Origin of the sequence: Pseudomonas sp. LAMO17WK12:I10 (assembly GCF_900215185.1) — a bacterium.
In the GTDB taxonomy this organism is placed as follows: Bacteria; Pseudomonadota; Gammaproteobacteria; order Pseudomonadales; family Pseudomonadaceae; genus Aquipseudomonas; species Aquipseudomonas chlororaphis.
The window spans coordinates 20,691-46,864 of the sequence record NZ_OBDX01000042.1 but is presented as its reverse complement, the minus strand read 5'-3'; the positions used below and the strand labels follow the sequence as shown (position 1 = coordinate 46,864).

Sequence of the window (26,174 nt, the reverse complement as noted above, 5' to 3'; positions counted from 1 at the left end):
AAGCGCGAGTTTGGTTCTACCAAGGTGCGGTTCCGAGGCTTGGTCAAGAACACCGCGCAGATGGTGATGCTGTTCGCGCTATCGAACCTGTGGATGGCTCGTCGGCATTTGCTATCGAAGACAGGAGAGGTGCATCTGTAGTACGCGAAATGGTTGCTACGAGGTGCTCGCAACGGCGAAAAAATATGAAATAGACAGCAGATCTGATCGCATCTTGACCTGCTGCCGCTTTTGGCATCGAGGATGAAGAATTAGCCAGTAAATATTGGGCTACTTCAGACCATCCCTTGGGGACTTGTGGCTTTCTTGATTGACGTCAACCGTGCCAGCGGGGCGGCGCAGTAGTCTCGCAGCAACGTGCGAGGCCGGGGCGATCCCGTCTGGTCCGAGCCCATCGCATCCATGAACGACGCGATACTGACCCACCTCGATTCCCTCGACCGTGCGCGCATGGTCGATGTCACCGATAACCTACCGCCGCCAGTGTCGCCGCCCTGACGCTGTACGACATGTGCAAGGCGGTGGACCGCGGCATGCATATCGAATCGATCCGGCTGTTGCGCAAGTCCGGGGGCAAGCGCGGCGATTACCAGGCGCCGGCGGCATGAAACTGCAGGTGCAGTATTTCTCCCGCTACCGGGAAACCCTGGGCTGCGCGAGCGAGGTGGTCGAAGGCGATTTTGCCTGCCTCGAGCATTTGCGTCGGCATCTGGCGGGTGCTGGACGAACCGAGCCTGATGTGTGCCCGCAACCAGGACCTGTGCGGGCTCGACGAGGCGCTGGCCCAGGCCGCGCAACCCTGATCCGGAGGCCCCATGATCTATCCGCTGCTGCTCACCTTGCACCTGTTCGCCGCGCTGGTCTTCATCGGCACGGTGTTCTTCGAGGTGCTGTTCCTGGAACACATCCGCCAGCAACTGCCGGCCAAGCTCATGGTGCTGCTCGAACAGGGCATCGCCCGGCGTGCCCGCCAGTTGATGCCCTGGGTGCTGCTGGTGCTGTTCGGCGCCGGGCTGGGCATGGTCTGGGTGCGTTACCTGCCGGTGCTGGCGGCGCCCTTGGCGTCGTCGTTCGGTACCTTGCTGCTGCTGAAGATCCTGCTGGCCGCCAGCGTGCTCGGGCACTTCCTGGTGGCCATGCTGCTGTTCAGGAGCGGGCGCATGAATGCCCGCTATTCGCGCTTTATCCATCACAGCCTGTTCGGCCATATGCTGCTGATCGTGCTGCTGGCCAAGGGCATGTTCTACCTGAACTGGTAGGCCGGCGGCGCCCCACGCTTGATGCAAGTCAAGGAGCCCCGGGCGTTAACGCCGGACACTGGCCCTCCACCGCCAGCCATGGAGCCCTGTCATGCCTGATCTACTGCCGCACCGCAGCGAGCCGGTCGTTCGACGCGATCAAGGCGTGCTCGATCCCAACGGCCATGCCGACACCCGCCGCTTTCACGGCGGCATCGGTTCCCTGGACCTGCTGCGGGCATTGCGCAACAGCCGGAAGAAGCGCCGGCCGCTGTCCTTGAGCGTGCAGTTCCCGCCGCGCCTGTCGGGCGCGGCGGTGGACGCTGGCGCAAGCTACCTGCGGCGGCTGGAGCGGGAGATCGACCTGGTGGGCTGCCACCTGGGGCCGGAGCAGCGCATCGAACAGTTCCACCTGGGTGGCGGCACCCCGGAGGCGGCGCAACTGCAACGCTTGATGCAGCACCTGCGCCAGCGCTTCCACTTCCTCGAACACGATTGCGGCGACTACAGCATCGACGTCGACCTGCACCCCACCGACTGGGCGACCATGGGCCTGCTGCGCGAGCAGGGGTTCAATCAGGTCAATATCGGGGTGCCGGATATTGGCAGCGACAGCCAGCTGTCGGTGGCCTGCTACCAGAACCCGGCGCCCATCCATTCGCTGATCGACGCCGCGCGGACCTTTGGCTATCGCTCGGTGAATGTCGACCTGGGGTACGGCCATGCCTGGCAGACCCCTTCGAGTTTCGCCTCGAAGCTCGGCACCCTGATCGAGCTGGAGCCTGACCGCCTGCAGGTGTTCGACTATTCCCGGCCACCGTTGCGCTACCGGCGCCAGAGCCAGGAGCGCCCCGCGGCAGCCTGCAGCCAGGAGGCCAAGGAGACGATGCGGCGCATCTGCTTCGAGCGCCTGCTGGCGGCGGGTTACCAGTACATCGGCCTGGGCCAGTTCGTGCCCCCCGACGACGACCTGATGATGGCCCAGGAACGTGGCCGGCTGCGCCGCAACTGCCAGGGGTTTACCTGCCACGGCTACTGCGACCATGTGGGCTTCGGCCTGGGCGCCATCAGCCAGTTCGACGAGCTGTATACGCAGAACAGCGAGCTGCTCGACGACTATCTGCAACAGCTGGACCTGGGCCAGCTGGCGACCTGTCGCGGCTGGCGCTGCGAGGCCGGCGACCAGGTCCGGCAGCTGGTCATGGAGCGCCTGGCGTGCGACCTGGAGCTGGACATCCTGGCCATCGAAAGCCGCTACGGGCTGATCTTCCGCCAGTATTTCGCGTCCGCCTGGCTGCGCCTGCAACAGCTGAGCTGGAACGGCCTGGTGGAGCTTTCGGAGCGCTTTATCAGCATCCTGCCCGCCGGCCGGCTGGAGGTGGACAGCATCTGCCAGCTGTTCCAGGAGGACCTGGACAGCCCGGGGCAAGCCTGCGGTTGCGAGTGCGTCGAGCCCGATCGCGAGCGTTGATTGCAGGCGCTGATTTCGAGGCCTGAGCGCAGCCCGGCGCGGCACGCTTGACGGAGATCAAGTTTGCCCGCCGGTTCGCTTGCAGCTCCCTTGCGTGGCGCCTTAGCGTGGTCCCCGAACCCCGCTGTGAATCAGGTAGCCCATGGATCTCGGAACGGCTTGCGAACCCTTCTATCAACCCTTGAACAATGAACAGGCGCTGTTCGAACAGGCCTGGCGGCACGGCATGCAGGTGCTGATCAAAGGCCCCACGGGCTGCGGCAAGACCCGGTTTGTCCAGCACATGGCACACCGCCTGAACCTGCCGCTGCACACCGTGGCTTGCCACGACGACCTCAGCGCCGTCGACCTGATCGGCGCCCAGGGCACCTGGTGGCAGGACGGGCCGCTGACCCGGGCGGTGCGCGAGGGCGGCATCTGTTACCTCGACGAAGTGGTCGAGGCGCGCCAGGACACGGTGGTGGTCCTGCACCCCCTGGCCGACGACCGCCGCGAGCTGTTCCTGGAACGCACCGGCGAAGTGCTGCGGGCGCCGCCGTCCTTCATGCTGGTGGTGTCCTACAACCCCGGTTACCAGAACCTGCTCAAGGGCATGAAGCCCAGCACCCGCCAGCGCTTCGTGGCGATGCGCTTCGACTACCCGCTTCCCATCACCGAACTGCAAGTCCGTGCCGAAAAGACCCGTTTCTTGAACCCAAGCGGTGCCCGTACTCAATCCAACCCTGCGCAAGGCCAAGCCGATTTCTTCTGTCAGGTCGAGGTGAGCGAGCTGGTGGGGCATGGTGCCCACCTACCGCCCCTGGCGCCCCGCAACTTTCCGCCGCAGCACCATGTGCATTCGCTGATGCGCCAGCCTGAATCTGGAGTTTCTAAACCTCCCCGGATTCGAGGCATTGCGCTGTTGCCGAACAAGCATCATGTGCTGGAGGTGCGTCCACTGCGGGCGCTGAGCCCCTTGCTCTCCACGGACAAGGAGTTCTGCTTGCTCAACCTGTACCAACTGGCATTGATGGCGACCCTGAGCTACAGCCCGTTTGGCCAGGTCCCTGATACACAGCCGGTGGTGAGCGATAGCGTGAGTTTCCCGACTCAGCCCAGCGTCGGTAACTGGTTTGGCGATGGGCTGGCCAGGTTCGATGAGCTTTGGCGGGTCGAAGCGAGCCAGGTGTCCAAGGAAACCTACTACCCCCTGTATACGGACGTGGCGTATTCCAAACGTCTGGAAGTTATCCCTTTCGACCCTGAACTGTACCCTGATGTGAACAGTCCTGATTTGGGGACGGAGCAGGAGCATCCCGCCAAGCTCCACTTCTTTGACGATGCGGGCAAGCAGGGTGGTACCGACTCTCAGGTGTTTATCACCCATAACGATGAGCTGGTTTTGCTGGCGATACGGGGGACCGCCGGGGGGCCTGATATGCTGCGCGATATAGATGCTGCACAGGTACCTTTCGAGGAGGGCGTGGGCAAGGTACATAACGGCTTCTATGGTTCTGCAAAGGCCGTTCGGACCTTCGTCGCAACTTACCTGGATAAATTCTACAGCGGGCAGAAGCTGGTGATTACCGGTCACAGCCTGGGCGGTGCCGTGGCCTTGCTGGTCGCGGAGATGCTGCGACGCGAGGAGCGGTATGCAGCGGATATCCTGCTCTACACCTACGGCAGCCCCCGCGCAGGCGACAAGACCTTTGTCGAAAGCGCCCATGCGTTGACGCACCACCGCATGGTCAACCAGAACGATCCGGTGCCGAGTGTCCCGGCTCCCTGGATGAAGACCTCCTGGGGCATGACTGGCCTGGGTGCCGTTCTTACATTCGCCAACGTCCCCGCGGGGTTGGCGGTGTTGGCCCTGAGCCCGGTGAACATGACTGGCGAGTCTTATACGCACCACGGTAGGCTGCGCCATTTCATGCCGATCTCGTTCAAGGATGGCGACCGCTCGGCAATCCTCTGGACTCCGGGTTGTGAAACCGTCACCGAGCATGCGGGGGCGGTATGTGCCAAGGCGCTGAAGGCGGAAGGCGGTTTACCCGATCGTGGTGGATTGATACGCCAGATGCTGGACAATGCCGATCACAAGATGGTGGCCAGCTACATCCCCCACTGCTGGGCTTCCTTGCGTCGCTGGCAAGAGGCGCTGAAGAAAAAAAGCGCCTCGGTGACTGATACAGAGCTTTTCGAGATAGAAAAGGCCCTGGAGGAAATCACCAGGCAAATGATGAAGGAGCTCTCCAATTCCACCCCAGCGGGAACGTTCAAGGCATCCCAGCTACAAGACGAAATCGCCAAGGTCCGAGAGACCCGGCTTCGCCTGCTGAAATTAAGCAAAGACCAGGTCACTGAGGCGAAGGTCTACGGCTTGATCGCCAACCAGCCCGAGGTACTGGCAATGAGTCTGGAGCGCTGGTTGGCGCACCCCTTCAATCGCGTGCCTGAACAATTCGCGATGGCACCGCCGGATGCCGACAGCAACGATCGTGCGATTGCCGCCTTGGTGGGCGGCCCCGTCCCGGGTGCCGCGTTCGATCTGGACGTCGATGCTATTCGCTAGCGCCACTCCAAGTGGTTCGGCGGCTAACCCCACCTTGCTGTTCGAGTCGTTGCCGGGAGCAGGAGTTAAAGGGTGCCAACTGTCCCTTTATCAGGATGAGCGAAATGCTCAAAAAAGTACTTTCTGGCTGTGTTTCGGAGAAGTTGAATGGAGAAGTTGAATAATGAGTTTCAAATGTATGGCGCCTGTCCCGGAACCTGATATGAAGTGCCGAAAACGAAATCGATATGTCTCTCTTTTGGCCGCAGTCCTGTTGTCACTATGCACCCCCGCCTGGGCTGCGGAACCGAAACAGGAACTCTCTTACATACTATTGCTTAAGGCGCAGCGCCTGGATCGCGAGGAATCTCTGGCGGCGGCCACCGTCGCGGCGCGGGTGGCGATGGAGGCGGGCCGCAAGGAGGGTATCAACGGCATCAACGCGAGGCTGGACGGGGGCACCTTGTTGGTCAACCTGCTGTTCAAGCAGGGGCAGTACGCCGAGGCCCGCGCCGCCGCCGAAGAGCAGGTGGCGTATGAAGACGCGGCGGAAGCGCTTTCCAACGGGAGGCGATTTCGCAACTACCACAGCGCGAAGCTGTTGGGTGTGGCCATCGAGGCAAGCATGCGTGCAGGTGAAAGGGCGGAGGTCACCCGTCTGCAGGAAAAGCTCTTTGCCGTCGGCAGGCCCTATTCCAGGTTATGGCGCCTGGCGCCAGACGAGCCGCGTTTGCGTTACGAGCTTGCCGGTTTATCGCTGCCGCTGATGGTGGGGCAGTGGAAGTTAACGGAGTTCGAACCGGCCGATAAGCGGAACTTCGGCGCTCGAGTGCGCTATACCCAGGCGCTAGTGAACGGTCCTCTAAGCGCCGAGATTTCTTTGTATTACGACGAAACACAGCGCGGACGGGATGCTACCCAGCGCCAGGAGTCGCTCAAACCCTATCAGGGAACGCCCGCTGAGCAAGTGCGTGCGTCGGCAATGCCTGATCTACCCTTCGATGGTCTGATGTCAGTCAAAGGGAGAGCGCAATGGGAGGACTCGGGCGAGCAAGGTGTCAGGGGCATTTGGGTGGCGCTGCGGGGTGATTGGCGCCTGCACGTTGCCGTTGACTTCAGTTTGCAGGACGAGGCCCAGGCCATGGAGCAACTGGGCAAGTTTTTCGCAACACTGCAATGGCAGGGCGAGCATCCGCTGTTCCGTGAGCGCACCATGGCTGAACAGGACCGGGTAATCGATTTGCACTGGGCGACACCGGGCGGTTGGTCCAAGGCCGGCGAGCTGGCGGAACAGGCGCTGCCTGACGCGTTTTTTGCGTTGGAAATCGCCCGCCTGAATACCTTTGTCGGCGTGTCACAGTACCGGCGCGGGGCCTTGGAGGACGCTCGCAGTTCGCTGGAACAGGCCCTGTCCGCCTGGCAGTACAACGGCGGCGATCCCGACGGCGGGATCTATCAGACTGCGCTGGACTATGCCGCGGATATTGCCTACCGCCAAGGCCGGAACCGCGAGGCCAGCGCCTTGAACAGGACCTTCCTCGATTGGCAGGAGAGCGATGCGCTGTGGGGTTGGGGCATACCCGAAGGCGCAAATGCCCTGGTCAACAGAGCGACGGGCATGCAATTACCCATGCGCGTGGGCACCTATCGCCTGAGCTATGGCAGCGCCAATCGTTTCTACTACGAGAATGTGCAGACAGGGATGCAGTTGGGCCTGAGCGCGGGATTGGACACGTCATCTGACGACGAGCTCGAGTCGATGCTGCGTGCCTTCATGGCAGGACAGCTGCAGCTGCAAGCGGGCAACGTGCGCAAGACGACGTTCGTGCCCAAGTCAGTCAAGCGCGAGGCAGCGCCGGTAGTCGGTCGTAAATGGGTATTCGACGTAACGAAGGGAGTAAAGGACGAAAGTGTTGCCGATGTCGACCCCATCACCGGCGCCCAACGAGCAACGCCGATAGGGATGGCGTTCTGGATCGTGGACCGCAAAGGCCAGCGGTCATTGCTGCGGGCACCCGTGATGAGCGGAGGTCAAACCGAGACCGAGGCAAATCAGGTTGCGCAGACGTTGTCCTGGTAAAGCTGGACGAGGTGCTGGCCACGCTTGCTCCAGGTGGATGCACCTCTAGCGCTGATTGCATCAAGTGGCCCTAGAGCCCGGCGCATCTGGCAGTGGGACTCATGCCTCTGACTGACGTGCTGGCCTGAGATATCCCGGCATCGGACCAGGAGGTCGCAGTCCGGATCAATCCGCCTCCTGCCCAGGGGCGATAACGATTTTCTGGTCCCCCAGCCAGCGCCGGGCGCCGCAGCCGTTGCGCGAGTAGATGTCCTCGGGGTTGTTGAGCTGGCAGTGTTCCATCGACATGCAGCCGCAACCTATGCATTCCTCCAGGCTCATGTTCAGCCGTTCGAGTTCGGCGATGCGTTGCTGCACCCGGGTTTTCCAGGTGGCGGTCAGGCGTCGCCAGTCCGCGCCCGCCGGTGCGGTGTTGATGGGCAGGCCAGTCAGTTGCTGGATGATTTCATCCAGCGAGAAACCGATGCGCTGGGCGAACACGATATAGGCGACCCGCCTGAGGATCGAGCGTGGGTAGCGGCGGTGGCCGTTGCCCACGCGGATCGAGTGGAGTAACCCGCGGGTCTCGTAGAAACGCAGGGCCGAGGCCATGACGCCACTGCGCCGGGCGACTTCGGTGATGGTCAGCAGCGGTTCGCTGGGCTTTTTCATGGGGCCTCCGAAGGGGCTTTACTTAAAGTTAGCTTTAACTTTTATATTCCATCTGCCTATAAATCAACACCTCTGGTGCAGCGGGAGTCCACGTTCATGAATCGAATTCGCCGAGTAGTCGGTCGAGGCTGTTCTTCAACCCATCGACTCGGAGCGCTGTGCCTCCTGTTGGCGCTGGGCGGTTGTAACGAGAAGACCGAGCCGGTCGCCGCCGCGGCGCCGGTGGTCGAGGTGACGACCGTGAGCGTGCAGGCGGTGCGTGAGTGGGACCTGTTCAATGGCCGCATCAGCGCGATCGACGCCGTCGACCTGCGGCCACGGGTCAGCGGTTATGTCGACCGGGTGGCGTTCCGCGAGGGCGACGAGGTGGAAAAGGGCCAGACCCTGTTCGTCATCGATCCGCGTCCTTACCGCGAGGCGCTGGCCAGCGCCCAGGCCCGGCTGGCCCGGGCCCGCGCCACGGTGCGCCTCGCCAGCGAGCAGGACCGCCGCGGCCAGGCCCTGGTCAAGCAGTCGGCGCTGTCACGGGAGGAGGGCGACATTCGCAGCGCCTCCCTGGCCCAGGGCGTGGCGGACGTGAACGCGGCCGTCGCCGAAGTGGCCACGGCCCAGCTCAACCTCGATTTCACCCAGGTCCGCGCGCCGTTTTCCGGGCGTGTCGGCCGGGCCATGCTGACCCTCGGCAACCTGGCCCAGGCCGACCAGAGCATATTGACCAGCATCGTTTCCCAGGACCCGATGTACGTCTATTTCGACGCTGACGAGCAGAGCCTGCTGCGCTACACCGAACTGCTGGGCAAGGGCCAGCGCCCGGGGGTGAGCAATACCGTGCGGGTCGGCCTGGCCAACGATGTCGGGACCTTCCCCCTGACCGGTACCGTGGACTTCCTGGATAACCAGGTCGACCCGGCCACCGGCACCATCCGCGTGCGCGCGGTGCTGCCCAACCCCGAGCGCCGGCTGACCGCGGGCCTGTTCGCCCGGGTGCGTCTTGAAGGCGGCAGCGAGACCCGTGCGGTGCTGATCGACGATCGCGCGGTGCAAACCGACCAGGACCGCAAATACGTATACGTCATCGGCCCGCAAAACCAGGCCCTGCGCAAGGACGTGACCCTGGGCCGCCAGCTCGATGGCCTGCGGGTGATCAGCGCCGGGCTGGCGGTCGGCGACCGGGTGGTGCTGAACGGGGCGCAGAAGATCTTCTACCCGGGCATGGCGGTGGAGCCCAGGGACATCGCCGCGCCGCCGCAGCAGGCCGCGGCCGCCACGCCCCAGATGCCCTTGGTGAAATAAGGAAGAGCGGCCATGGATTTTTCCAAGTTTTTCATCGACCGACCGATCTTCGCCATCGTCCTGTCGATCATCATTTTCGCTCTCGGCCTGATCGCCATCCCGGTGCTGCCGTCGGGGGAATACCCCGAGGTGGTGCCGACCAGCGTGGTGGTGCGCGCCACCTACCCGGGGGCGAACCCCAAGGAGATCGCCGAATCGGTCGCCGTGCCCCTGGAAGAGGCGATCAACGGCGTCGAAGGGATCATGTACATGAAGTCGGTCACCGGCTCCAACGGCAGCCTGGCGCTGAGCATCACGTTCGTCCCCGGCGTCGATCCGGACACCGCCGCGGTGCGCGTGCAGAACCGCGTGAGCCAGGCGCTGTCGCGGCTGCCGGAAGAGGTGCGGCAGTATGGCGTGACCACCCAGAAGCAATCGCCGACGCCGCTGATGTACGTCAGCCTGCTGTCCCCGGACAACAGCTACGACTCGCTGTACCTGCGCAATTACCTGACCCTGCACGTCAAGGACGAGCTGTCGCGGCTGTCCGGGATCGGCGATGTCGGGGTCTACGGTTCGGGCGACTACGCGATGCGCATCTGGATGGACCCCAACAGCCTGTCCGCCCGGGGACTGACCGCGGCCGACGTGGTGAATGCCATCCGCGAGCAGAACGTGCAGGTCTCGGCCGGCCAGCTGGGCGCCGAGCCTTCGCCCCAGGGCGCCGATTTCCTGGTGTCGATCAGCGTGCGCGGGCGCTTGCGCAGCGAACAGGAGTTTGCCGATATCGTCCTCAAGAGCGGGGCGGACGGGCAATTGGTGAAGCTGTCGGACGTGGCCCGGGTCGAGCTTGGCGCGGGCGACTACACCCTGCGCGCGCGCCTGGATGACCGCAACCAGGCGACGGTGGGGATTTTCCTCTCGCCGGGGGCCAACGCCTTGCAGGTCGCCGAGGCGGTCTACGGCAAGCTCGACGAACTGTCCCGGCATTTCCCCGAAGGCGTGGCCTACAAGGCAGTGTGGGACCCGACGGTGTTCGTCCGGGAGTCCATCAGCGCGGTGCAGCACACCCTGATGGAAGCCGTGGTGCTGGTGGTGCTGGTGGTGATCCTGTTCCTGCAGACCTGGCGCGCCTCGATCATCCCGCTGATCGCGGTGCCGGTGTCGGTGATCGGCACCTTCGCCTGGCTGTATTTACTGGGGTATTCGATCAACACCCTGACCCTGTTCGGCCTGGTGCTGGCCATCGGCATCGTGGTCGACGATGCGATTGTGGTGGTGGAAAACGTCGAGCGCTTCATCGAAAAGGGCTACGACCCGCGGGAGGCGGCGCACCGGGCGATGAAGGAGGTGTCCGGGCCGATCATCGCCATCGCCCTGGTGCTGTGCGCGGTGTTCATTCCCATGGCCTTTCTCTCCGGCGTCACCGGCCAGTTCTACAAGCAGTTCGCGGTGACCATCGCGATTTCCACGGTGATCTCGGCGATCAACTCCCTGACCCTGTCGCCGGCCCTGGCGGCCAAGCTGTTCAGGCCCCACGGCGCGCCGCAGGATTGGCTGGAGCGGGGCATCCAGAAGGTTTTCGGGGGCTTTTTCCGCGCCTTCAATCGGATGTTCAAACGCCGCTCCGAGGGTTATCACGGCCTGGTGTCCTACTCCCTGGGGCGGCGCGGCTCGGTGTTCTTGCTCTACGCCTTGCTGCTGGTCGGTACGGCCTGGATGTTCAACCTGGTGCCGGGCGGTTTTATCCCGACCCAGGACAAACTCTACCTGTTCGCCGGCGCCAAGCTGCCGGAAGGCGCGTCCCTGGCCCGCACCGATGCGGTGACCAGCGAGCTGATCGAGACGGCACTCTCGGTGGAGGGCGTGGAGACCGTGCCGGCCTTCAGCGGCCTGAATGCCTTGCAATCGGTCAACACGCCGAATGTCATGGCCGCCTACGTGATCCTCAAGCCGTTCGACCAGCGCGAGCGCGGCGCGGCGCAGATCAATGCCGAACTCAACGCCAAGCTGTCCCAGGTCCACGAAGGTTTTGCCTATGCGCTGTTGCCGCCGCCGATCCAGGGGCTGGGCAACGGTTCGGGGTATTCGCTGTACCTCGAGGACCGCGCCGGCCTGGGTTACGGCGCCCTGCAGAATGCCTTGAGCGCCTTCCAGGCCGCGGTGGCGCAGACCCCGGGCATGACCTACCCGGTCAGCTCCTACCAGGCCAACATCCCGCAGCTGGAGGTGCAGGTGGACCGGGTCAAGGTCAAGGCGCAAGGGGTGTCGTTGAGCGATGTGTTCAATACCTTGCAGACCTACCTGGGCTCGGTCTACGTCAATGACTTCAACCTGTTCGGCCGGGTCTACCGGGTCATGGCCCAGGCCGACAGCTCCTACCGGCAGACCGCCGAGGACATCGGCAACCTGCGGGTGCGCAACGACCGGGGCGAGATGGTGCCGCTCGGCGCGATGATCACCGTGACGCCCAGCTATGGCCCCGACCCGGTGGTGCGCTACAACGGCTACCCGGCGGCCGACCTGATCGGCGACTCCGATCCCAAGCAGCTGTCGTCGGGCCAGGTGATCGCCAAGCTGGAAGAGATCGCCGCCCGGGTATTGCCCCGCGGCATCACCCTGGAATGGACCGACCTGAGCTACCAGCAGGTCACGCAGAGCCATGCCGCGGCGGTGGTGTTCCCGCTGGCGGTGATGCTGGTGTTCCTGGTCCTCGCCGCCCTGTACGAGAGCTGGACGCTGCCCCTGGCGGTGATCCTGATCGTGCCGGTGTGCATGCTCGCGGCCTTGTCGGGGGTGTGGCTCAGCGGCGGCGACAACAACGTCTTCGTCCAGGTAGGGCTGGTGGTGCTGATGGGCCTGGCCTGCAAGAACGCGATCCTGATCGTCGAGTTCGCCCGGGAGCTGGAGCTCCAGGGCAAGGGCATCATCGAGGCGGCGCTGGAGGCGTGCCGCCTGCGCCTGCGGCCGATCGTCATGACCTCGGTAGCCTTTATCGCCGGCTCCGTGCCGTTGCTGATCGGCAGCGGCGCGGGCAGCGAGATTCGCCGCGCCACCGGGGTCGCGGTGTTCTCCGGCATGCTCGGGGTGACCCTGTTCGGGCTGTTCCTGACCCCAGTGTTCTACGTCGCCTTGCGCAAGCTGGCGGTGCGCTACGCGCCGGCGGTCACGGCGTAGCAGGCAGCCCGGGGTGCCGAGGCGGGCGCCCCGGGCCTGTATCCCACACGCCCCGCCCCCTCGCAGCTAGCCGGAAGGCCGGCGCGCTCACAGCCCGCTGCGGAGCAGTTCCAGGAACCGCGGGCTCGCGCCTATCGAATTGTGCCCCACGCCCGGGATGACCTCGAGCCTGGCCACGCCGGGGGCGAAATGCGCATAGAGCGTCTCGGTGCTCGAACGCGGGATGACTTCGTCGTGTTCGGCGGCGATCAGCAAAGTCGGCACGGCGATGCGCGGTGCGTATTTCCAGGATTCGAACTTGTCCCGCAGCAGCCACCTCACCGGAAGATAGGGAAACCGGCTGGCGGCGAACTCCTGCAGGCTGTGGAACGGCGTGATCAGTACCAGGCGCGATGCCGGACGCTGGCTGGCCAGGCGCACGGCGACAGCCGCGCCGAGGCTGCGCCCGACCACCGCGATACTCGGGTGGGTGGCCTGCACCTTGTCGAACAGGGCCATGGCATCGCCCGCGATGGCCGCCTCGGAGGGCGATCCGGAACTGCCGCCATAGCCTCGGTAGTGCAGCAGGTAGAGTGCATGCTCGGGAAAGGCCCGGGTAAACTCCGGCAGGTTGCGGGACACGTCCTCGGCGTTGCCGCCGAAGTAGAGCAACGCCTTCGGGCCGTCGTGGGGCCTCACGGAAACCAGTACCTCGGCGTCGGCGACCGGCAGCCTGAGCAGCGTGGCGGGGCTGGCGATGGCGCGGGGCTGGGGGAAGTAGATGAGCGAACGCTGAAACCCCCACGCCACGACGCAGAGCGCCAGGTACAAGGCGCCGAGCAATGCCAGGAGCGAAACCATTCGTGACATGTGGCTCACCTCCGTTGGGCTACGAAGCGCTGCTGAACGACCGCCGGCGGGCGCTTGCAGCGCCCAGGATAGGCTCATATGTCGGCATTGCGCAGCGCGAAACGCCAGGACGACGGCAGACGGCGAGCCGGGAACTATCGGAAAAGTTCCCCGCTCTTATCAATTAGAGCCCCGACGGGTGACATTCGGCCCGACAGGCCGGGGTTCTGCCCAGCCAGGCGCAGCGCGAAACGCCAGGACGGCAGCAGACGGCGAGCCAGGAACTATCGGAAAAGTTCCCCGCTCTTAATTCATAGAGACCTGATCCGACGGGTGACATCCGGCCCGACAGTATCGGTGATACCTCAATCAGCGGCTGCGCACGGATTCTTTCATGGACGAACGATTACCCGAGATACCCGGCTACAGCGTGCATAGCCGGCTTGGCCAAGGCGGGATGGCCGAAGTCTACCTGGCAACCCAGGAGTCGCTGCACCGCAAGGTGGCGGTGAAGGTACTGCTCAACGCCAATGACGAGGCGTTCAGCAAGCGCTTCATCCGCGAGGGGCATATCGTCGCCTCGTTGCACCACCCCTCGATCATCACCATCCACGACATCAACAGACTGGCCGATGGCCGCTACTACCTGGCCATGGAGTTTGTCGGCGGCGGCGACCTGGCCCAGCACAAGGGCGAGGTGTTCGAGTCGAGGCGCGCCCTGGATATCGTCCGGCAGATCGCCACCGGCCTCGCCGTGGTGCATGAGCAGGGCCTGATCCACCGCGATATCAAGCCGGCGAACATCCTCTTCCGCAGCGACGGCACGGTGGTGATCACCGATTTTGGCATCGCCAAGGCGCTGGAGATGGACAGCGAGCTCACCGGGCTCGGCATCGCGGTCGGCAGCCCGGCCTACAGCAGCCCGGAACAGACGCAGTGCCAGCCGCTGGATATCCGCACCGACATCTACAGCCTGGGCGTGATCTTCCTGGAGATGCTCATCGGCACCAATCCGTTCCGCGGCGCCAGCTATACCCAGACCGTGATGAACCACGTGCAGATGCCGCCGCCGAGCTTGCCGGCGCACATCAGCCCGTACAAGGCGGTGTTCGAGCGGATGCTGGCGAAGGACCCCAACCAGCGCTTCGCCGACTGCCGGGCGCTGCTGCAGGCACTCGATGAGCTGGACCAGCCAGAGCAACCGGACGAACCGGACGAGCCCAGCGAGGTGGCGCTGGAATCTACCCGCTTCGCGCCGGCCCTGGTCGATCCTGCGCCGCCCCAGGCCCAGGCCCAGGCCGAGCCCGAGCCCGCCCGCCGGCGCAGCCCGAACAGGCGCCTGGCGCTGTGGGCACTCGGCAGCCTGCTGCTGCTCGGCGCTGCCAGCGGCACCGGCCTGTACCTGCAGCAGCGGTTCGAGATCGCCGAGCTGCTGGCGCGTGGCGAACAGCGCCTGGCGGCGGGCCAGCTGGTCGAGCCGGCGCAGGACAATGCCGAGTATTTCTTCAACCAGGCCTTGCAGCTCGACGAAGCCAGCGCGCAGGCCCGGCAAGGACTGCAACGGGTAGCCGCGGCACGGATCGCCGGCTACCGGCAACTGGCCGAGCAGCGCATCGCCGAAGAACACCTGCTGGAGCCCGAGGATGACAGCGCGGTGTTCTATTACCGGCAGATACTCGGCCTGGAGCCGGGGAACGCCCAGGCGCTAGCCGGGTTGAACCAGGTGGCACTGCTCTACGCCGAGATGAGCGAAAGCGCGTATGCCAAGGGCGATCGCGACCTGGCGCGGGCCTATATCAAGCATGGTCTGGAAGCCCGTCCGGACAGCCCCGAACTACTCGCACTCCGGGACCGGCATGAGCAGCGCAAACGCAGTGGCCAAGCGCTGCGCCCGTCCGCTGCGCGGCCTTCACCGCCGCCCTCGGCACCTCAATCGACCGGCGAGCGGGCGGAACAGCCGAATGCGCTCAAGCGCCTGTGGAACAGGCTCTTTTGAGGTGACCAGGGCACGCGGAGCCGAGGCCGAGACATAAAAGAAGGCTATGTCCCAATAGCCTGTTGCAAGAACTGGTCTGAAAGGTAGGCATCCACCCAGGAGGCCTACCGATCATGGATACGCAGGCCTTTCACCGCTGACTGGCGTCGTCGCGCAGGTCCGGGTGGTCGCGTTCGCGGAAGCGGCGCAGTCCTTCCTGGGTTTCCGGCTCATGGATGGAGCGGTTGAAACACTCGGCTTCGATGCGCAGGCCCTCGGCCAGGGGCTGGCCGTAGCCGCGGATGACGGCTTCCTTGTCCGAGCGCATGGCGGGCTGGGGCAGGGTGCAGAGCAGGCGCGCCAGTTCCAGCGCCCGCTCCAGCGAGCGGCCCTTGGCGACGACCTCGTTGACCAGGCCGATAGCCAGCGCCTCGCTGGCGCAGATCACCTTGCCGGTGAGGATCAATTCCAGCGCCCGGCCCATGCCGACGATGCGTGGCAGGCGCTGGGTGCCGCCATCGCCCAGGCCGATGTTCCAGCGGCGGCAGGTCACGCCGAAGGTGGCGTGTTCCTCGGCGATGCGCATATCGGCGAAGCAGGCCCACTCCAGGCCGCCGGCGTAGGCTACGCCGTTCACCGCGGCGATCACCGGTTTGTAGATATCCGTCCAGCGGCTCGGGCCGATGATCCCGGGGCGCTCGCCGCGATTGTGCGCGGCGATCTCGTCCGCGGTGGTGGGCACCAGATCGAGCGCCGCCTTGAGGTCGCCGCCGGCACAGAAAGCCTGGTCGCCGGCGCCGGTGATGATGGCCACGAGGGCGTGCGGATCGTCGCGAAAACGGCTCCAGGCCTCGATCAGTTCCAGGTGGGTGGTGGGGCCGATGCAATTGCGTTTCTGCGGCCGGTTGAAACGGATGATCCTGATCGGTCCCTGGGTTTCGTAGTCGATTTCGCTAAAGGCCATGGCCGCCGCACCTCCTGTGGTTGGCGAGGGATATCCAGTACCCGGCCAGGCTTGCGGGCGCAGGCAAGGCACAAGCTGCGAGTGTAGCCGGCGGGTTTCCCGGCTCCGTGCCGTGCCTGATTTTTATGCGGGATACCCGGTCGGCCGATGCTTACCGATCGGAAGTCTGCAGCTCGCCTTTCGCCAGGGCGGATGGAAGGGCCTCGATCCTGGCCAGGCGCCGGAGCAGCGGGGTGGTCATCAGGGTGGTGGCGATGGCCACCATCAACAGCAGGAAGAACGCGCTCTGGGAGATCAGCCCCATGTCCAGGCCCACGGAGAGCACGATGATCTCGATCAGGCCACGGGTGTTCATCAATATCGCGACGCTGCGCGAGACCTCCACGGAGAGGCCGGCCAGGCGTCCGGCGAGGTAGCAGCCGGCGGTTTTTCCCAGCACCGCGGCGACGAAGAAGGCCAGCAGCCACAGCCAGCTGTCGAGCGGCGCCAGGGCGCCGAGGTCCATCTTCAGCCCGGTGGCGGCGAAGTAGAAGGGCACCAGCCCGATGTTGACGAAGCCTTCCATGTGGCGGTGCCAGTGCTGGCGCCGCTCGCGCAGCAGCCAGCCGGCGATCAGCCCGCCCAGGGCGCTGTGCAGGCCGATCAGGGTGGTGATCCAGCCACACAGCAGGGCGGTCGCCAGCATCAGCGCCATGCTCATATCGGCGGCGGGGGCCGCGCTGCGGGTCGCGGGCAGCCGCGTAAACAAGGTGTGCAGGAGCGGGCGCAAACCCCAGCGGGCGAGGGCGAGGAACAGGACGATGAAGCTCAGCTGGCGGAGCACCCCGAACAGCGAACTGTCGCTGCTGGACAGGGCGACGATGACCGTCAGCAGCACCCAGCCAATGATGTCGGTGATGGCGGCGGCCGCGATGCCCACGGTCCCGGCCAGCGAGTGCTCCAGCCCCAGGTCGCTGATGATTCGCACCAGCACCGGCAGGGCAGTGATCGACAGCGCGATGCCGCAGAACAGCACATAGCCGAGCCGGGGTTGGGCGGGCGCCAGGGCGCTGTGGGAGAGCAGCCCGACCATGGCCCCGAGGGCGAAGGCCAGGATCACCCCGCCACCGGCCACCGAGAGGGCGCTGAAGCCGATCTTGTGGCTGCCCAGGTGGTTGCTGTCGAAGCGCAGGCCGATCTGGAACATCAGCAGGACCAGGCCGATATTGCCCAGGGTCTCGATGCCCAGGCGGATGGCCGCCGGAAAGACCGCGGCATGCCACTGCGCGCCGAGGGCCAGCAGCAGGCAGGGACCGAGCAGGATGCCCACGCAGATTTCGCCGATCACCCGCGACTGCCCCCAGCGGGCCAGCAGCGCGCCGCACAGCTGGCTGGCGACGATAATTACCGCCAGCTGGAAAAACGGCAGGGCCGAGAACAGTTGCTGTAGCGTCGACATGGCGTCCTCCACCTATTTTTCCGCGAACGACTCCGCGGCCGTGGTCAGGGCGCCCAAGCGGCGCCGCGCCGTTTCGCCAAAAGGTTTCGAGCGCCGGCTCTGGGCATCGATCTGCACGATCACGGTGCTGGCCAGGGCCGCGCAGCGCCCGTCCTGGAACAGCGCCTGTTCCAGGGTCATCGAGCTTTTGCCGAGGGTCGCGACCCGGGTGCCGATCTGCACCGTGCCGGGCCAGCGCAGTTCGGCGCGCAGGTCGAGCTCCAGGCGCGCGATGACAAATTCGCTGCCGGGCTCGGCGAGGGGCGCGTGGGGGTCGTAGATGATCTCCACCCGCCCGGTTTCGAGGAAGGTGGCGAATACCGCGTTGTTCACATGGCCCTGGCGGTCGGTATCGGCGTAGCGGATCTTGTCCGAGGAACGGACGGCGAAGTCGTGCAGGGCGGGATCATTGGACATGGCGTGCTCCAGTCTCGAGGGGGGTGGCCAGGGTGGCCGCGCGCGCCAGCCCGCCAAAGGCGTCCAGCAGGCGTTCGCGCCAGGCATGCAGGGCGTCGTTGGGGGCCAGCAGTTCTTCGCCGCTGGTGCAGCGCGCCCACATGAACATGCCGAACACACAATAGTCGGCGTAGGCCGGGGCCTCGCCGGCCAGGAAGGGCTGGCCCTTGAGGGTCTGGCGAAGCGGGGTCAGGACCTGGCGCAGCTGTTCCAGATGCTGGGCCTGGGGGGCCACCAGCTGTTCCAGCGAGGTGCCGAAGTGCGCTTCGCGGGAGCTGCGGAAATAGGCCCGGTCCTCGGCGGCCAGTTGCGCGTAGACATCCAGCAGGATCACTCGGGCCACGGCGGGCAGCAGCATGCTGTCGGCCCAGCGGTTGACGAAAGCCGACAGCGCGATGGCCTCGCGGCCGCCGAACAGGGACGGGCGCTCGGGGTAACGCTGCTCCAGGTGCAGGGCGATGCGCCAAGAGTCGCTGATGCTCTGGTCGCCATCCACCAGCACCGGAACCGCGCCTTGTCGGGAGAAGGCGATACGCGCCTTGTCGCTGAAACGCCAGGCGATGCGCTGGCTTTGCAGCCCCTTGTGGGCCAGGGCCATGCGGGTCTTCCAGCAGTGCGGGCTGAAGCGCAGGTCCGGGTCTGCGCCGGCCAGTTCGTAGAGGGTCAGGGGGGGGCTGCTCATGCTTGATTTTCCTTGGTTGTGGACAGTGGCCGCTGTCCGCTCATGCAGGTCGTTCATGGCGTGGGTCCTGGTGGCCGGGGTGTCGGCTGGCCGATGGCGCCCGGCAGCGGGCGCGGGCGTTGCGGCAGCAGGGTCAGGAGCATGCCGGCGGTCACCACCAGCAAGCCGGCGATGGCGGTGCTGTCCGCGCGCTCGCCGAGCAGCAGGGCGGCCAGCACCATGGCCGTGCCCGGCACCAGCGCGGCGAAGGTGGAACCGAGCGCAGCACCGAGCAACTGGACCGAGCGGCTGTAGAAGAACAACGCCACCGTCGACACCAGCAGGCCCTGGTAGACCACCTGGATGCCGATATCCCAGAGCGGCGCCTGGAGGATCCGTAGCCCGCGGCTGCCCAGGTAGACCGGCAGGTACAGGACCATCGAGCACACCGAGACGATCGCCGTGGCGTGCAGCGCGGCGCTGCCGGACCATTTCGACACCAGGGTGTAGATCGCCCACAGCAGGCCGCCGAGCAGGAACATCAGGTAGGCGTAGGGCGAGGCCTGGGCCCCGGCGAAACTGTGCCAGCCGGCCAGCAGCACGCCGCCAATGATCAGCGCGGTGCCGGCGTTCGCCCGGGCGCCCAGGCGGGTGCCGAACAGCCGCGCGCTGATCAGGATCGACAACAGGATCATGCTGCCGGGAGTCACCACCGCGAACAGCTCCACCGGGGCCAGGGCCAGCCCCTGGGCCACCACCAGCATGTACGGCGCGCCGATGCCGACGACCATCAGGCCGATGCTCGTCCAGCTCAGGCCCCGGCGGCCATGGCGGAGCAGGTAGGGCAGCAGGATTAGCCCCGAGACGCTGTAGCGGATGCAGGTGATGTCGTAGGCATCCAGCGGCGTGCGCGTCAGCCCCAGCCGGGTGACCACCGGGAACGCGCCCCAGATCAAGGCCGCGGCGAGGCCGCACAGAATGCCGGCCCAGCGCTGTTCGGGACTGACGGTGAGCGTCATGAGCGGGTCCTCGCTGCGATGCCCGGGGCTAGCGGTGGCCGATCTTCACCGAGCCGGCGTTGCCGCGCTTGCGCAGGTAGGCGTACTCGATGTCGTTGAGCAGCATCTGCGCCCGGTTGATGTGGCGCGAGGCGTAGTTGACGCTGGTGAGGAAGTGCGCCAGCTCCTCGGTCTCGGCGAAGTGGCCATTGTCATGGGCGACCTTGGAGAGGTCCAGGTTGCGGCGGTTCTCCAGCTTGTCCAGGTAGTCGATGTCGATCACCCGGAACGCCGCGCCGATGCTCAGGCCACGGGCATTGAGCACCTTGTGCCATTCGAAGGGCGGGTTGATCAGCACGTCGCCCGGTTCGACGTAGACGGTGTCGGCCTCGTAGTCGCCGCCTGGCGCCTCGCGGCCGCTGCTGGTTTCGAACATCAGGTCGTAGTCGCGGAACTGGTCGCCCAGCTGCGGTGGGCGGGTGCTCCATTTCTTGGTGCCGGCGATCATCACGAAAATATTCAGGGTCGGGAAAATGTGCCAGTCGCTGCCCACCGCGCCGCGGGCCGGCTCGCCGTATTCCTGGGTGCTGTAGCCGAGGAACATGTGGCCGGTGACTTTCCAGGCGTCGATGTTGAACCAGGGTTTGCTGAAGACGTGCTGCTTGACCAGGTTGAAGGCGTCCTTGCCCCACTCGTAGGGGTCGTTGTAGCTCGAGGAAATGGTGCCCAGGTGCGAGTAGACGTCGAGGTTGTGGGTGAAGATGTCGTCGAGGAATTCCTGCCCGGTGCCGACGCGACCGGTGACGTAGTTGTAGTCCGAGGCGCCGTTCTCGTCGCGCATCGACACCGGCTGGTCGCCGGACTTGACCCGCCATTGCAGGTTTTTCCCCGAGCCGACCTGATCGAAGAATGCCCGTTGCGCGAACTCCTCGCCGATGGGCGCGAGTTTGCGCAGCAGGGCCGGTTTGCTGAACCCCTCGGTGAAGCGCTCGACCTTGTCGCGGGTGAGCTCGCCCTTGTGCTCGGCGGGCTCGATGACATTGATGTAGCCATACTGGATACGACTGTTCGAAACCATTTCGAAGACTCCTTTTTCCTGACGTAAAAAGAGAAAACCGCTCGCACCCACGACCGCTGTTACCGGGCGTGACTGCGCAGGTGAAGCCGACTTCCTTCCGTGGCGCGGAACGAAAGTCGTGGACCAGTACATCAAGCATGCTTACCGCACAGCGCCTATCGGCTATGATTGACAGGGCTGTCAAGGATCGCAGTGTTGGTATCTTTGACAACGTTGTCAACAATTATGTGAGCAGTGATTTTTATGGCGGGTGTCAGGCAGTTTGACGAAGAAAAAGTGTTGTCGGCGGTCCTTGAAGTGTTCTGGCGCAAGGGCTGGCAGTCCACCTCCATGGCCGACCTGGCCGAGGCGGCCGAGGTCCAGCGCGGCTCGCTGTACCATGCCTACGGCGGTAAGGAAGCGTTGTTCCTGCTGGCATTCGAAGCCTACGCCACGCGCTTTCTGGGCAACGCCGCCAAGGCCCTCGAGGCCGCGGATGCCGAGACCGCGCTGCGGCGGTTTTTCGAAGTGGCGATCAGCAACATGACCAGCGGCACGCCGGCCAAAGGCTGCCTGACCACCAAGACGGCCGCCGAAGCCGATGCGATCGGCCCGCGCATCCAGCAGCGCTTGCGCGAGCTGCTGGACGCCCTGCAACTGACCATCAGCAGCGCGCTGTCGGCCGAGCGGATCCGGGGCGACCTGGTCCTGGCGCCGGCAGAAGCGGCGCAGGTCATGGTCACCTTCACCCGCGGGCTGGCGGTGATGGAACGCATCTACCAGGAGCCGCAGCGTTTGCGCAGCACGGCCGACTCCCTGGTGCGCATGCTGGTGCCGAGCGTCCAGGCGCGGGCCTGAGCCTCTGCGCTGTTTTACCGGTTGTCGCGCCAGAGGGGCTGCGTCGTGCATCTGCAAGATTTCTGGCGGCACAGGGACAAGGTCCTGGGTGGCGGTTGGCAGCGAGCCGGGCAGCGGCGCTACAGCAGGTGGACGGCAAAGCCCTGGCGGTCCGCGGCAATGTCCGGGTGCAGGGTGAGTTCCGGGATCTGGTAGGCGCCGGCGTTCTGCGGGCGGAAGGCGATGGGCGCGGTCTGCGCCAGGTGGTCGAGGCGCTGCCCGAGCTGGTCGCAGATCGTGGCGAAACGCGCTTCGTCGATGCGCCCGGTGCGGTAGATCACGAAGGGCGGCAGCACGTCGAAGCCCGGGTAATAGAGGATGCCGTGGTGGATCGGGAACAGCAGGTCGTCCATCGGCCCGTTGATGCCCCGCGGACTGTAGTGCGACTCCCAGCCGCCGGCGCTGACGATCAGCATCGCCCGCTTGCCCGCCAGGGTGCCTTCGCCGTAGCGGTCGCCCCAGCGCGCATCCGAATGCTCGCCCACGCCATAGGCAAAACCATAGGCGTAGACCCGCTCCACCCAGCCCTTGAGAATCGCCGGCATGGAGAACCACCACAGGGGAAATTGCAGCAGCACGGTGTCGGCCCAGAGCAGTTTTTCCTGCTCGCGGGCGATGTCCGCCGACTGCAGGCCTTCTTCGAAGGCGCGCTTGGAGTCCAGGGATGGATCGAAGCGGGCGTTCTGCGCCCGGCCCAGGCTGTCGTCGGCATCCAGCGGCGCTTTCCAGTCCATCGCATACAGGTCCGAGACCTGGACCGCGTGGCCGGCGGCCTCCAGGCGCTTGATCGTGAAGTCCTTGAGCGAGCCGTTCAAGGAGCGGGGTTCGGGGTGGGCATACACCAGCAGTACATTCATCACAGGGTCTCCAATGTCGGGAGACAGCAGGATCGGCCGCTGCCAGGTATATTGGAAATGAATATCCAATATCCCAGGTATTGTCGTGAATAATTTAAGGCGCTTGGACATCAACCTGCTGCTGACCCTGGATGTGCTGCTCGCCGAGCACAACGTGACCCGCGCGGCGCACCGCCTGAACCTGTCGCAACCCTCGGTCAGCGTGCACCTGGCCAAGCTGCGGGAGATCTTCGGTGACCCGTTGCTGCTGCCGGGGCCGCGCGGCATGCGGCCCACCGCCAGGGCCGACGCCTTGCGCGAGCCGTTGCGCCGGGCGCTGGAAGCATTGGAGCTGGCGGTGTCGCCGGCCAGCCCGTTCGACCCGGGCGCGGCGGCCAATACCTGGAGCGTATCGGCGTCCGACTACGGCGAGTCGACGGTGATCCTGCCGGCGCTGGCCGGCTTGCGCGCGGCGGCCCCCGGAACCCGGCTGGCGGTGCTCGAACTGGAGCCGGGGCGTCTGGTCCAGCAGGCTGAGCAGGGCATCATCGACCTGGCCCTGCACACCAGCGAGGACTCGCCGCCGGGGCTGCGCCGCCGCGTGCTGTTCAGCGAGCGTTACGTACTGGTGGGCCGCGCGGGCCATCCACGCCTGCAACGACGCCCGAGCCTGGCGCAGTTTGCCAAGCTGGAACATGTGGTGGTATCGCCCGATGGCGGCGGTTTTCAGGGTGTCACCGACAGCGCGCTGGGCGAGGTGGGCTTGACGCGCCGGGTGGTGCTGTCGGTGCCGCATTTTCTGTTTGTGCTCTCGGCGCTGGCGAGCACCGACCTGGTGGCGATGCTGCCGTCGCGCCTGGTGCGCGACAACCCGGCGCTGAAGGTGGTCGAGCCGCCGCTGGAAGTCCCGGGTTATGACCTGGCCATGCTCTGGCACGAGCGCTGCCACCGCGACCCGGCTCATCAGTGGCTGCGGGAGTTCATCGTCAGTTCGCTGTGAACGCTGCTACGGCTCGTCCCTGACTGGCGTTTCCCAGGGCGCGCCCTGGGCAAAGCGTGCCTCGATCCACTGCTTGAAGGCCTGGGTGGTGGCGCTGCTGAAGCGCGCCGACGGGCGCAGCAGAAAGATCCCCGAGTCGCTGTCCAGCTGCCACTGCGGCAGCACCCGGACCAGATGCCCCGAGGCGAGGTCCTGGTTCATCAGCCAGTCGCCGCCGGCAAGAATGCCGACGCCGGCCCGGGCCGCGGCCAGCAGGGCTTCGTTGTCGTTGCTCTGCAAGGTGCCGTGGACGCGTACGGTTTCCAGCCGGCCCTGGCGGGTCAGGCGCCAGTCGGGCCAGGAACGCAGGCCGGTAAAGCCCAGGCAGTTGTGGCTGGCGAGATCGGCGGGCAGCCGCGGTTCGCCATGGCGTTGCAGGTAGTCGGGCGACGCGCAGAGGATACGTCGGTGCCCACAGAGTTTGCGCGCCACCAGCTGGCTGTCGGCCAGTTCGCCGATGCGGATCGCCGCGTCGAAACCTTCGCCGACGATGTCGACGAAGCGGTCCGAATACTCGGTCTCCAGCGTCACCCCGGGATGGGCCAGGGCGAACTCGGCGAGGATCGGGCTGAGCCAGCGCCGGCCCATGGCGGCAGGCAAGGCCAGGCGCAGGCGCCCGCGGATCTGCGCGGCGCCCTGGGAGGCTTCGTGTTCGGCTGCGCTGATCAGGCCCGCCGCCTGCCGCAAGCGCTCCACTAACCGCGCGCCTTCGTCGGTGAAGCGCAATTGCCGGGTGGTGCGTTGCACCAGGCGAATGCCCAGGCGATTTTCCAGCGCCGCCAGGCGCTTGGACAGCACCGAAGGGTGGCGCTGCAAGACCCGCCCGGCGGCGGCGAAAGAGCCGTGCTCGAAGAGCGCCATCAAGGTGGCGAGTTCATCGGCCTGTCGGCTGTCGAACGGATCCATGTGCCTGGGCTGCCTCGTTGTGCGGCCAAATGGCCGGAAGGGACGGAAAGGATCGGCCTCAAGGTATCAGCACAATGGCGCCTTGCGCGCGTCCGTCGTGCAGGTCGGCGTGGGCCTGGGCCACGTCGGCCAAGGGGTAACGCTGCCAGATCCGGGGCTGGATGATACCCGCGGCGAAGGCGTCCAGCACATCGGCGGCGCGCGCCTGGTATTCGCTGGCGCTGGCGCTGTGGGCGGCGAGGGACGGGCGGGTGAGGAACAGCGAGCCCTTGGCGTTGAGGGTGCCGACCTGCACCGCCTCCGGAGCGCCCGACGCCGCGCCGAAGGACACCAGCAAGCCACGGGGACGCAGGCTGTCGAGGGAGGCTGCGAAGGACACCCGGCCGATCGGGTCGTACACCACATCGACCTTGTGCCCTTGAGTGACCTCGACGACCTGTTGGGCGAGGGTCGCGGCATCGAACACCAGCACCTCGTCGCAACCGGCGACCCGGGCCCGCTCGACGCTTTGCGCCTTGGAGACGACGCCGATGACCGTGGCCCCCAGGTGTTTGGCCCAGGGCACCATCAACTGGCCCAGGGCCCCGGCGGCGCCATAGATCAGCACCCGGGTGCCAGGGCCGACGGGGTAGGTGGTCTTGAGCAGGTACTGGGCGGTGATGCCCTTGAACAGCAGCGCCGCGGCGGCGTCCGAGGCCAGCGCCGGCGGCAGCTTGACCAGGCGCTCGGCCGGGTACAGGCGGGCGCTGGCATACGCGCCGAGGGGCCCGGTGGCATAGGCGACGCGATCACCTACCTGGACCTGGGTGACGCCGGGACCAATCGCCTTGACCAGCCCCGCGCCTTCCAGGCCGAGCCCGCAGGGCAGGGCAACCGGCACCGCGCCGCTGCGCTGGCTGAGGTCCAGCGGATTGACGCCGATGGCCGTCTGCTCCAGCCAGACCTCGCCGGCACCGGGCGCCTGGGCTTGCACCTGCTCGAACTGCAGGACCTGAGGGGCGCCGACTTGGTGAAGCTGTACACGTGTGACCATGCTCGATCTCCTTGGAAGCTTTGCGGTAGGAAGCTGGGATGCAGGAAACGAGGATAGGGCTGTGCCAGAGGCTCAACAATCTGGTCTGTTTGCATTTGACTGCTGCATAGAGTGCAGCAATTAATTGAGAGCTTCGGTGCGCAGGCCAGGGCAGTTGCACCATCGTTCGCCGCTTATCGTGGGCCCTGATAGCGCGGGTGGATTCTTTCGGCCGGTAAGGTGGGTGCGCCAGTGATGACTCATGCAGGCGCAACGCATTGAATTATTTTATTCCTGTTCTTGACATACCCGGCGAACAAGTCCAGAATTGCGTCCATTCCTGATTCAGGAATGCGAAAAACCCCTTAGAATTCAAAGGGTTGGAAGCTAGATCAAGTTCAGGTTTCCAGCTTCGAGTTGTATGCATTTGATGCGGTTGCAAAGCATCGAAAGTTTGGCCGAGTAGCAAAATGGTTATGCAGCGGATTGCAAATCCGCCTACGCCGGTTCGATTCCGACCTCGGCCTCCAAACTGAAAACCCCGTAGATCAAGGTCTACGGGGTTTTTTATTGCCTGCGATTTGGGGGGCACTTCCGCAATTTTTGTCATCGCTTCCGCAACGTGCTCCTTTTTCCTGCTGATGGAGGT

20 protein-coding genes, 1 tRNA gene and 4 pseudogenes are annotated in these 26,174 nt (G+C 65.4%); 14 read left to right on the top strand and 11 right to left on the bottom strand.

Annotation, left to right across the window (positions count from 1 at the left end; all coding sequences use genetic code 11):
• The 8 genes and pseudogenes from CRO75_RS30080 to CRO75_RS30050 all read left to right on the top strand — a co-directional run.
• Positions 1 to 141, top strand: a pseudogene (locus tag CRO75_RS30080) (IS5/IS1182 family transposase); the annotation flags it as partial.
• 332 nt (positions 142 to 473) lie between these two features.
• Positions 474 to 608, top strand: a pseudogene (locus tag CRO75_RS30075) (cyclic pyranopterin monophosphate synthase MoaC); the annotation flags it as partial.
• A pseudogene (locus CRO75_RS30070) lies at positions 605 to 803 on the top strand (molybdopterin synthase sulfur carrier subunit). The pseudogenes CRO75_RS30075 and CRO75_RS30070, both read left to right, overlap by 4 nt.
• A gap of 12 nt (positions 804 to 815) precedes the next feature.
• On the top strand, positions 816 to 1,259 hold the full coding sequence (locus CRO75_RS30065; protein WP_097140169.1) for a hypothetical protein: 444 nt from the start codon (positions 816 to 818) through the stop codon (positions 1,257 to 1,259).
• A gap of 91 nt (positions 1,260 to 1,350) precedes the next feature.
• Positions 1,351 to 2,709 (top strand): coproporphyrinogen III oxidase, encoded by a 1,359-nt coding sequence (locus CRO75_RS30060; RefSeq protein ID WP_097140167.1) that lies wholly within the window; start codon positions 1,351 to 1,353, stop codon positions 2,707 to 2,709.
• Positions 2,710 to 2,851: 142 nt separating this feature from the next.
• Positions 2,852 to 3,352: pseudogene (locus tag CRO75_RS33440) on the top strand (AAA family ATPase); the annotation flags it as partial.
• Positions 3,335 to 5,260: a lipase family protein gene (locus CRO75_RS33435; RefSeq protein ID WP_345789177.1), complete on the top strand. Its 1,926-nt coding sequence runs from the start codon at positions 3,335 to 3,337 to the stop codon at positions 5,258 to 5,260. The pseudogene CRO75_RS33440 and the gene CRO75_RS33435, both read left to right, overlap by 18 nt.
• A 202-nt stretch (positions 5,261 to 5,462) precedes the next feature.
• Positions 5,463 to 7,319 (top strand): hypothetical protein, encoded by a 1,857-nt coding sequence (locus CRO75_RS30050; RefSeq protein ID WP_143504258.1) that lies wholly within the window; start codon positions 5,463 to 5,465, stop codon positions 7,317 to 7,319.
• A 165-nt stretch (positions 7,320 to 7,484) separates the two neighbouring features.
• Here the strand turns inward: CRO75_RS30050 and soxR are convergent, their stop codons facing one another.
• The gene (gene soxR, locus CRO75_RS30045; protein WP_097140163.1) at positions 7,485 to 7,970 is read right to left on the bottom strand and encodes a redox-sensitive transcriptional activator SoxR; all 486 of its coding nucleotides are present in this window, start codon (positions 7,968 to 7,970) and stop codon (positions 7,485 to 7,487) included.
• Between the two features lie 96 nt (positions 7,971 to 8,066).
• Between soxR and CRO75_RS30040 the strand changes: the two genes are divergently transcribed.
• Entirely contained in the window at positions 8,067 to 9,263 is a 1,197-nt protein-coding gene (locus CRO75_RS30040) for an efflux RND transporter periplasmic adaptor subunit (protein ID WP_097140160.1), read from the top strand.
• A 12-nt stretch (positions 9,264 to 9,275) separates the two neighbouring features.
• Positions 9,276 to 12,419, top strand: a complete 3,144-nt coding sequence (locus CRO75_RS30035; RefSeq protein WP_097140158.1) for a multidrug efflux RND transporter permease subunit — start codon at positions 9,276 to 9,278, stop codon at positions 12,417 to 12,419.
• Between the two features lie 87 nt (positions 12,420 to 12,506).
• On the opposite strand, the gene CRO75_RS30030 is transcribed toward CRO75_RS30035, so the two are convergent.
• Positions 12,507 to 13,268, bottom strand: a complete 762-nt coding sequence (locus tag CRO75_RS30030; protein WP_097140156.1) for an alpha/beta hydrolase — start codon at positions 13,266 to 13,268, stop codon at positions 12,507 to 12,509.
• A gap of 373 nt (positions 13,269 to 13,641) precedes the next feature.
• Here CRO75_RS30030 and CRO75_RS30025 point away from each other — a divergent pair, with 373 nt between their 5' ends.
• Positions 13,642 to 15,243 (top strand): serine/threonine-protein kinase, encoded by a 1,602-nt coding sequence (locus CRO75_RS30025; protein WP_097140154.1) that lies wholly within the window; start codon positions 13,642 to 13,644, stop codon positions 15,241 to 15,243.
• 130 nt (positions 15,244 to 15,373) lie between these two features.
• On the opposite strand, the gene CRO75_RS30020 is transcribed toward CRO75_RS30025, so the two are convergent.
• From CRO75_RS30020 to CRO75_RS29995, 6 genes are all read right to left on the bottom strand, one after another.
• Positions 15,374 to 16,186, bottom strand: a complete 813-nt coding sequence (locus CRO75_RS30020) for an enoyl-CoA hydratase-related protein (RefSeq protein ID WP_097140153.1) — start codon at positions 16,184 to 16,186, stop codon at positions 15,374 to 15,376.
• 151 nt (positions 16,187 to 16,337) lie between these two features.
• Complete coding sequence (locus CRO75_RS30015; protein WP_097140151.1) at positions 16,338 to 17,624, bottom strand: cation:proton antiporter; 1,287 nt, start codon at positions 17,622 to 17,624, stop codon at positions 16,338 to 16,340.
• 12 nt (positions 17,625 to 17,636) lie between these two features.
• Entirely contained in the window at positions 17,637 to 18,080 is a 444-nt protein-coding gene (locus CRO75_RS30010; RefSeq protein ID WP_007923604.1) for a thioesterase family protein, read from the bottom strand.
• Positions 18,070 to 18,858: a glutathione S-transferase family protein gene (locus CRO75_RS30005; protein WP_097140149.1), complete on the bottom strand. Its 789-nt coding sequence runs from the start codon at positions 18,856 to 18,858 to the stop codon at positions 18,070 to 18,072. Before CRO75_RS30005 ends, CRO75_RS30010 begins: the two co-directional genes overlap by 11 nt.
• Complete coding sequence (locus CRO75_RS30000; protein WP_097140147.1) at positions 18,855 to 19,799, bottom strand: DMT family transporter; 945 nt, start codon at positions 19,797 to 19,799, stop codon at positions 18,855 to 18,857. Before CRO75_RS30000 ends, CRO75_RS30005 begins: the two co-directional genes overlap by 4 nt.
• 28 nt (positions 19,800 to 19,827) lie before the next feature.
• Positions 19,828 to 20,856 (bottom strand): hypothetical protein, encoded by a 1,029-nt coding sequence (locus CRO75_RS29995; RefSeq protein ID WP_085530601.1) that lies wholly within the window; start codon positions 20,854 to 20,856, stop codon positions 19,828 to 19,830.
• Positions 20,857 to 21,132: 276 nt separating this feature from the next.
• Here CRO75_RS29995 and CRO75_RS29990 point away from each other — a divergent pair, with 276 nt between their 5' ends.
• A complete protein-coding gene (locus CRO75_RS29990; protein ID WP_239990676.1) occupies positions 21,133 to 21,693 on the top strand; it encodes a TetR/AcrR family transcriptional regulator in 561 nt (186 codons plus the stop codon).
• 119 nt (positions 21,694 to 21,812) lie between these two features.
• Here the strand turns inward: CRO75_RS29990 and CRO75_RS29985 are convergent, their stop codons facing one another.
• Positions 21,813 to 22,589, bottom strand: a complete 777-nt coding sequence (locus CRO75_RS29985; RefSeq protein WP_097140144.1) for an NAD(P)H-dependent oxidoreductase — start codon at positions 22,587 to 22,589, stop codon at positions 21,813 to 21,815.
• Positions 22,590 to 22,674: 85 nt separating this feature from the next.
• Between CRO75_RS29985 and CRO75_RS29980 the strand changes: the two genes are divergently transcribed.
• The gene (locus CRO75_RS29980) at positions 22,675 to 23,568 is read left to right on the top strand and encodes a LysR family transcriptional regulator (RefSeq protein WP_085530607.1); all 894 of its coding nucleotides are present in this window, start codon (positions 22,675 to 22,677) and stop codon (positions 23,566 to 23,568) included.
• A gap of 6 nt (positions 23,569 to 23,574) precedes the next feature.
• On the opposite strand, the gene CRO75_RS29975 is transcribed toward CRO75_RS29980, so the two are convergent.
• Together CRO75_RS29975 and CRO75_RS29970 are read right to left on the bottom strand one after the other, a co-directional pair.
• Positions 23,575 to 24,513: a LysR family transcriptional regulator gene (locus CRO75_RS29975; RefSeq protein WP_097140141.1), complete on the bottom strand. Its 939-nt coding sequence runs from the start codon at positions 24,511 to 24,513 to the stop codon at positions 23,575 to 23,577.
• Positions 24,514 to 24,571: 58 nt separating this feature from the next.
• On the bottom strand, positions 24,572 to 25,546 hold the full coding sequence (locus tag CRO75_RS29970) for a quinone oxidoreductase (RefSeq protein WP_097140140.1): 975 nt from the start codon (positions 25,544 to 25,546) through the stop codon (positions 24,572 to 24,574).
• 435 nt (positions 25,547 to 25,981) lie between these two features.
• Between CRO75_RS29970 and CRO75_RS29965 the strand changes: the two genes are divergently transcribed.
• A tRNA-Cys gene (locus tag CRO75_RS29965) sits at positions 25,982 to 26,055 on the top strand.
• Positions 26,056 to 26,174 lie beyond the last annotated feature (119 nt).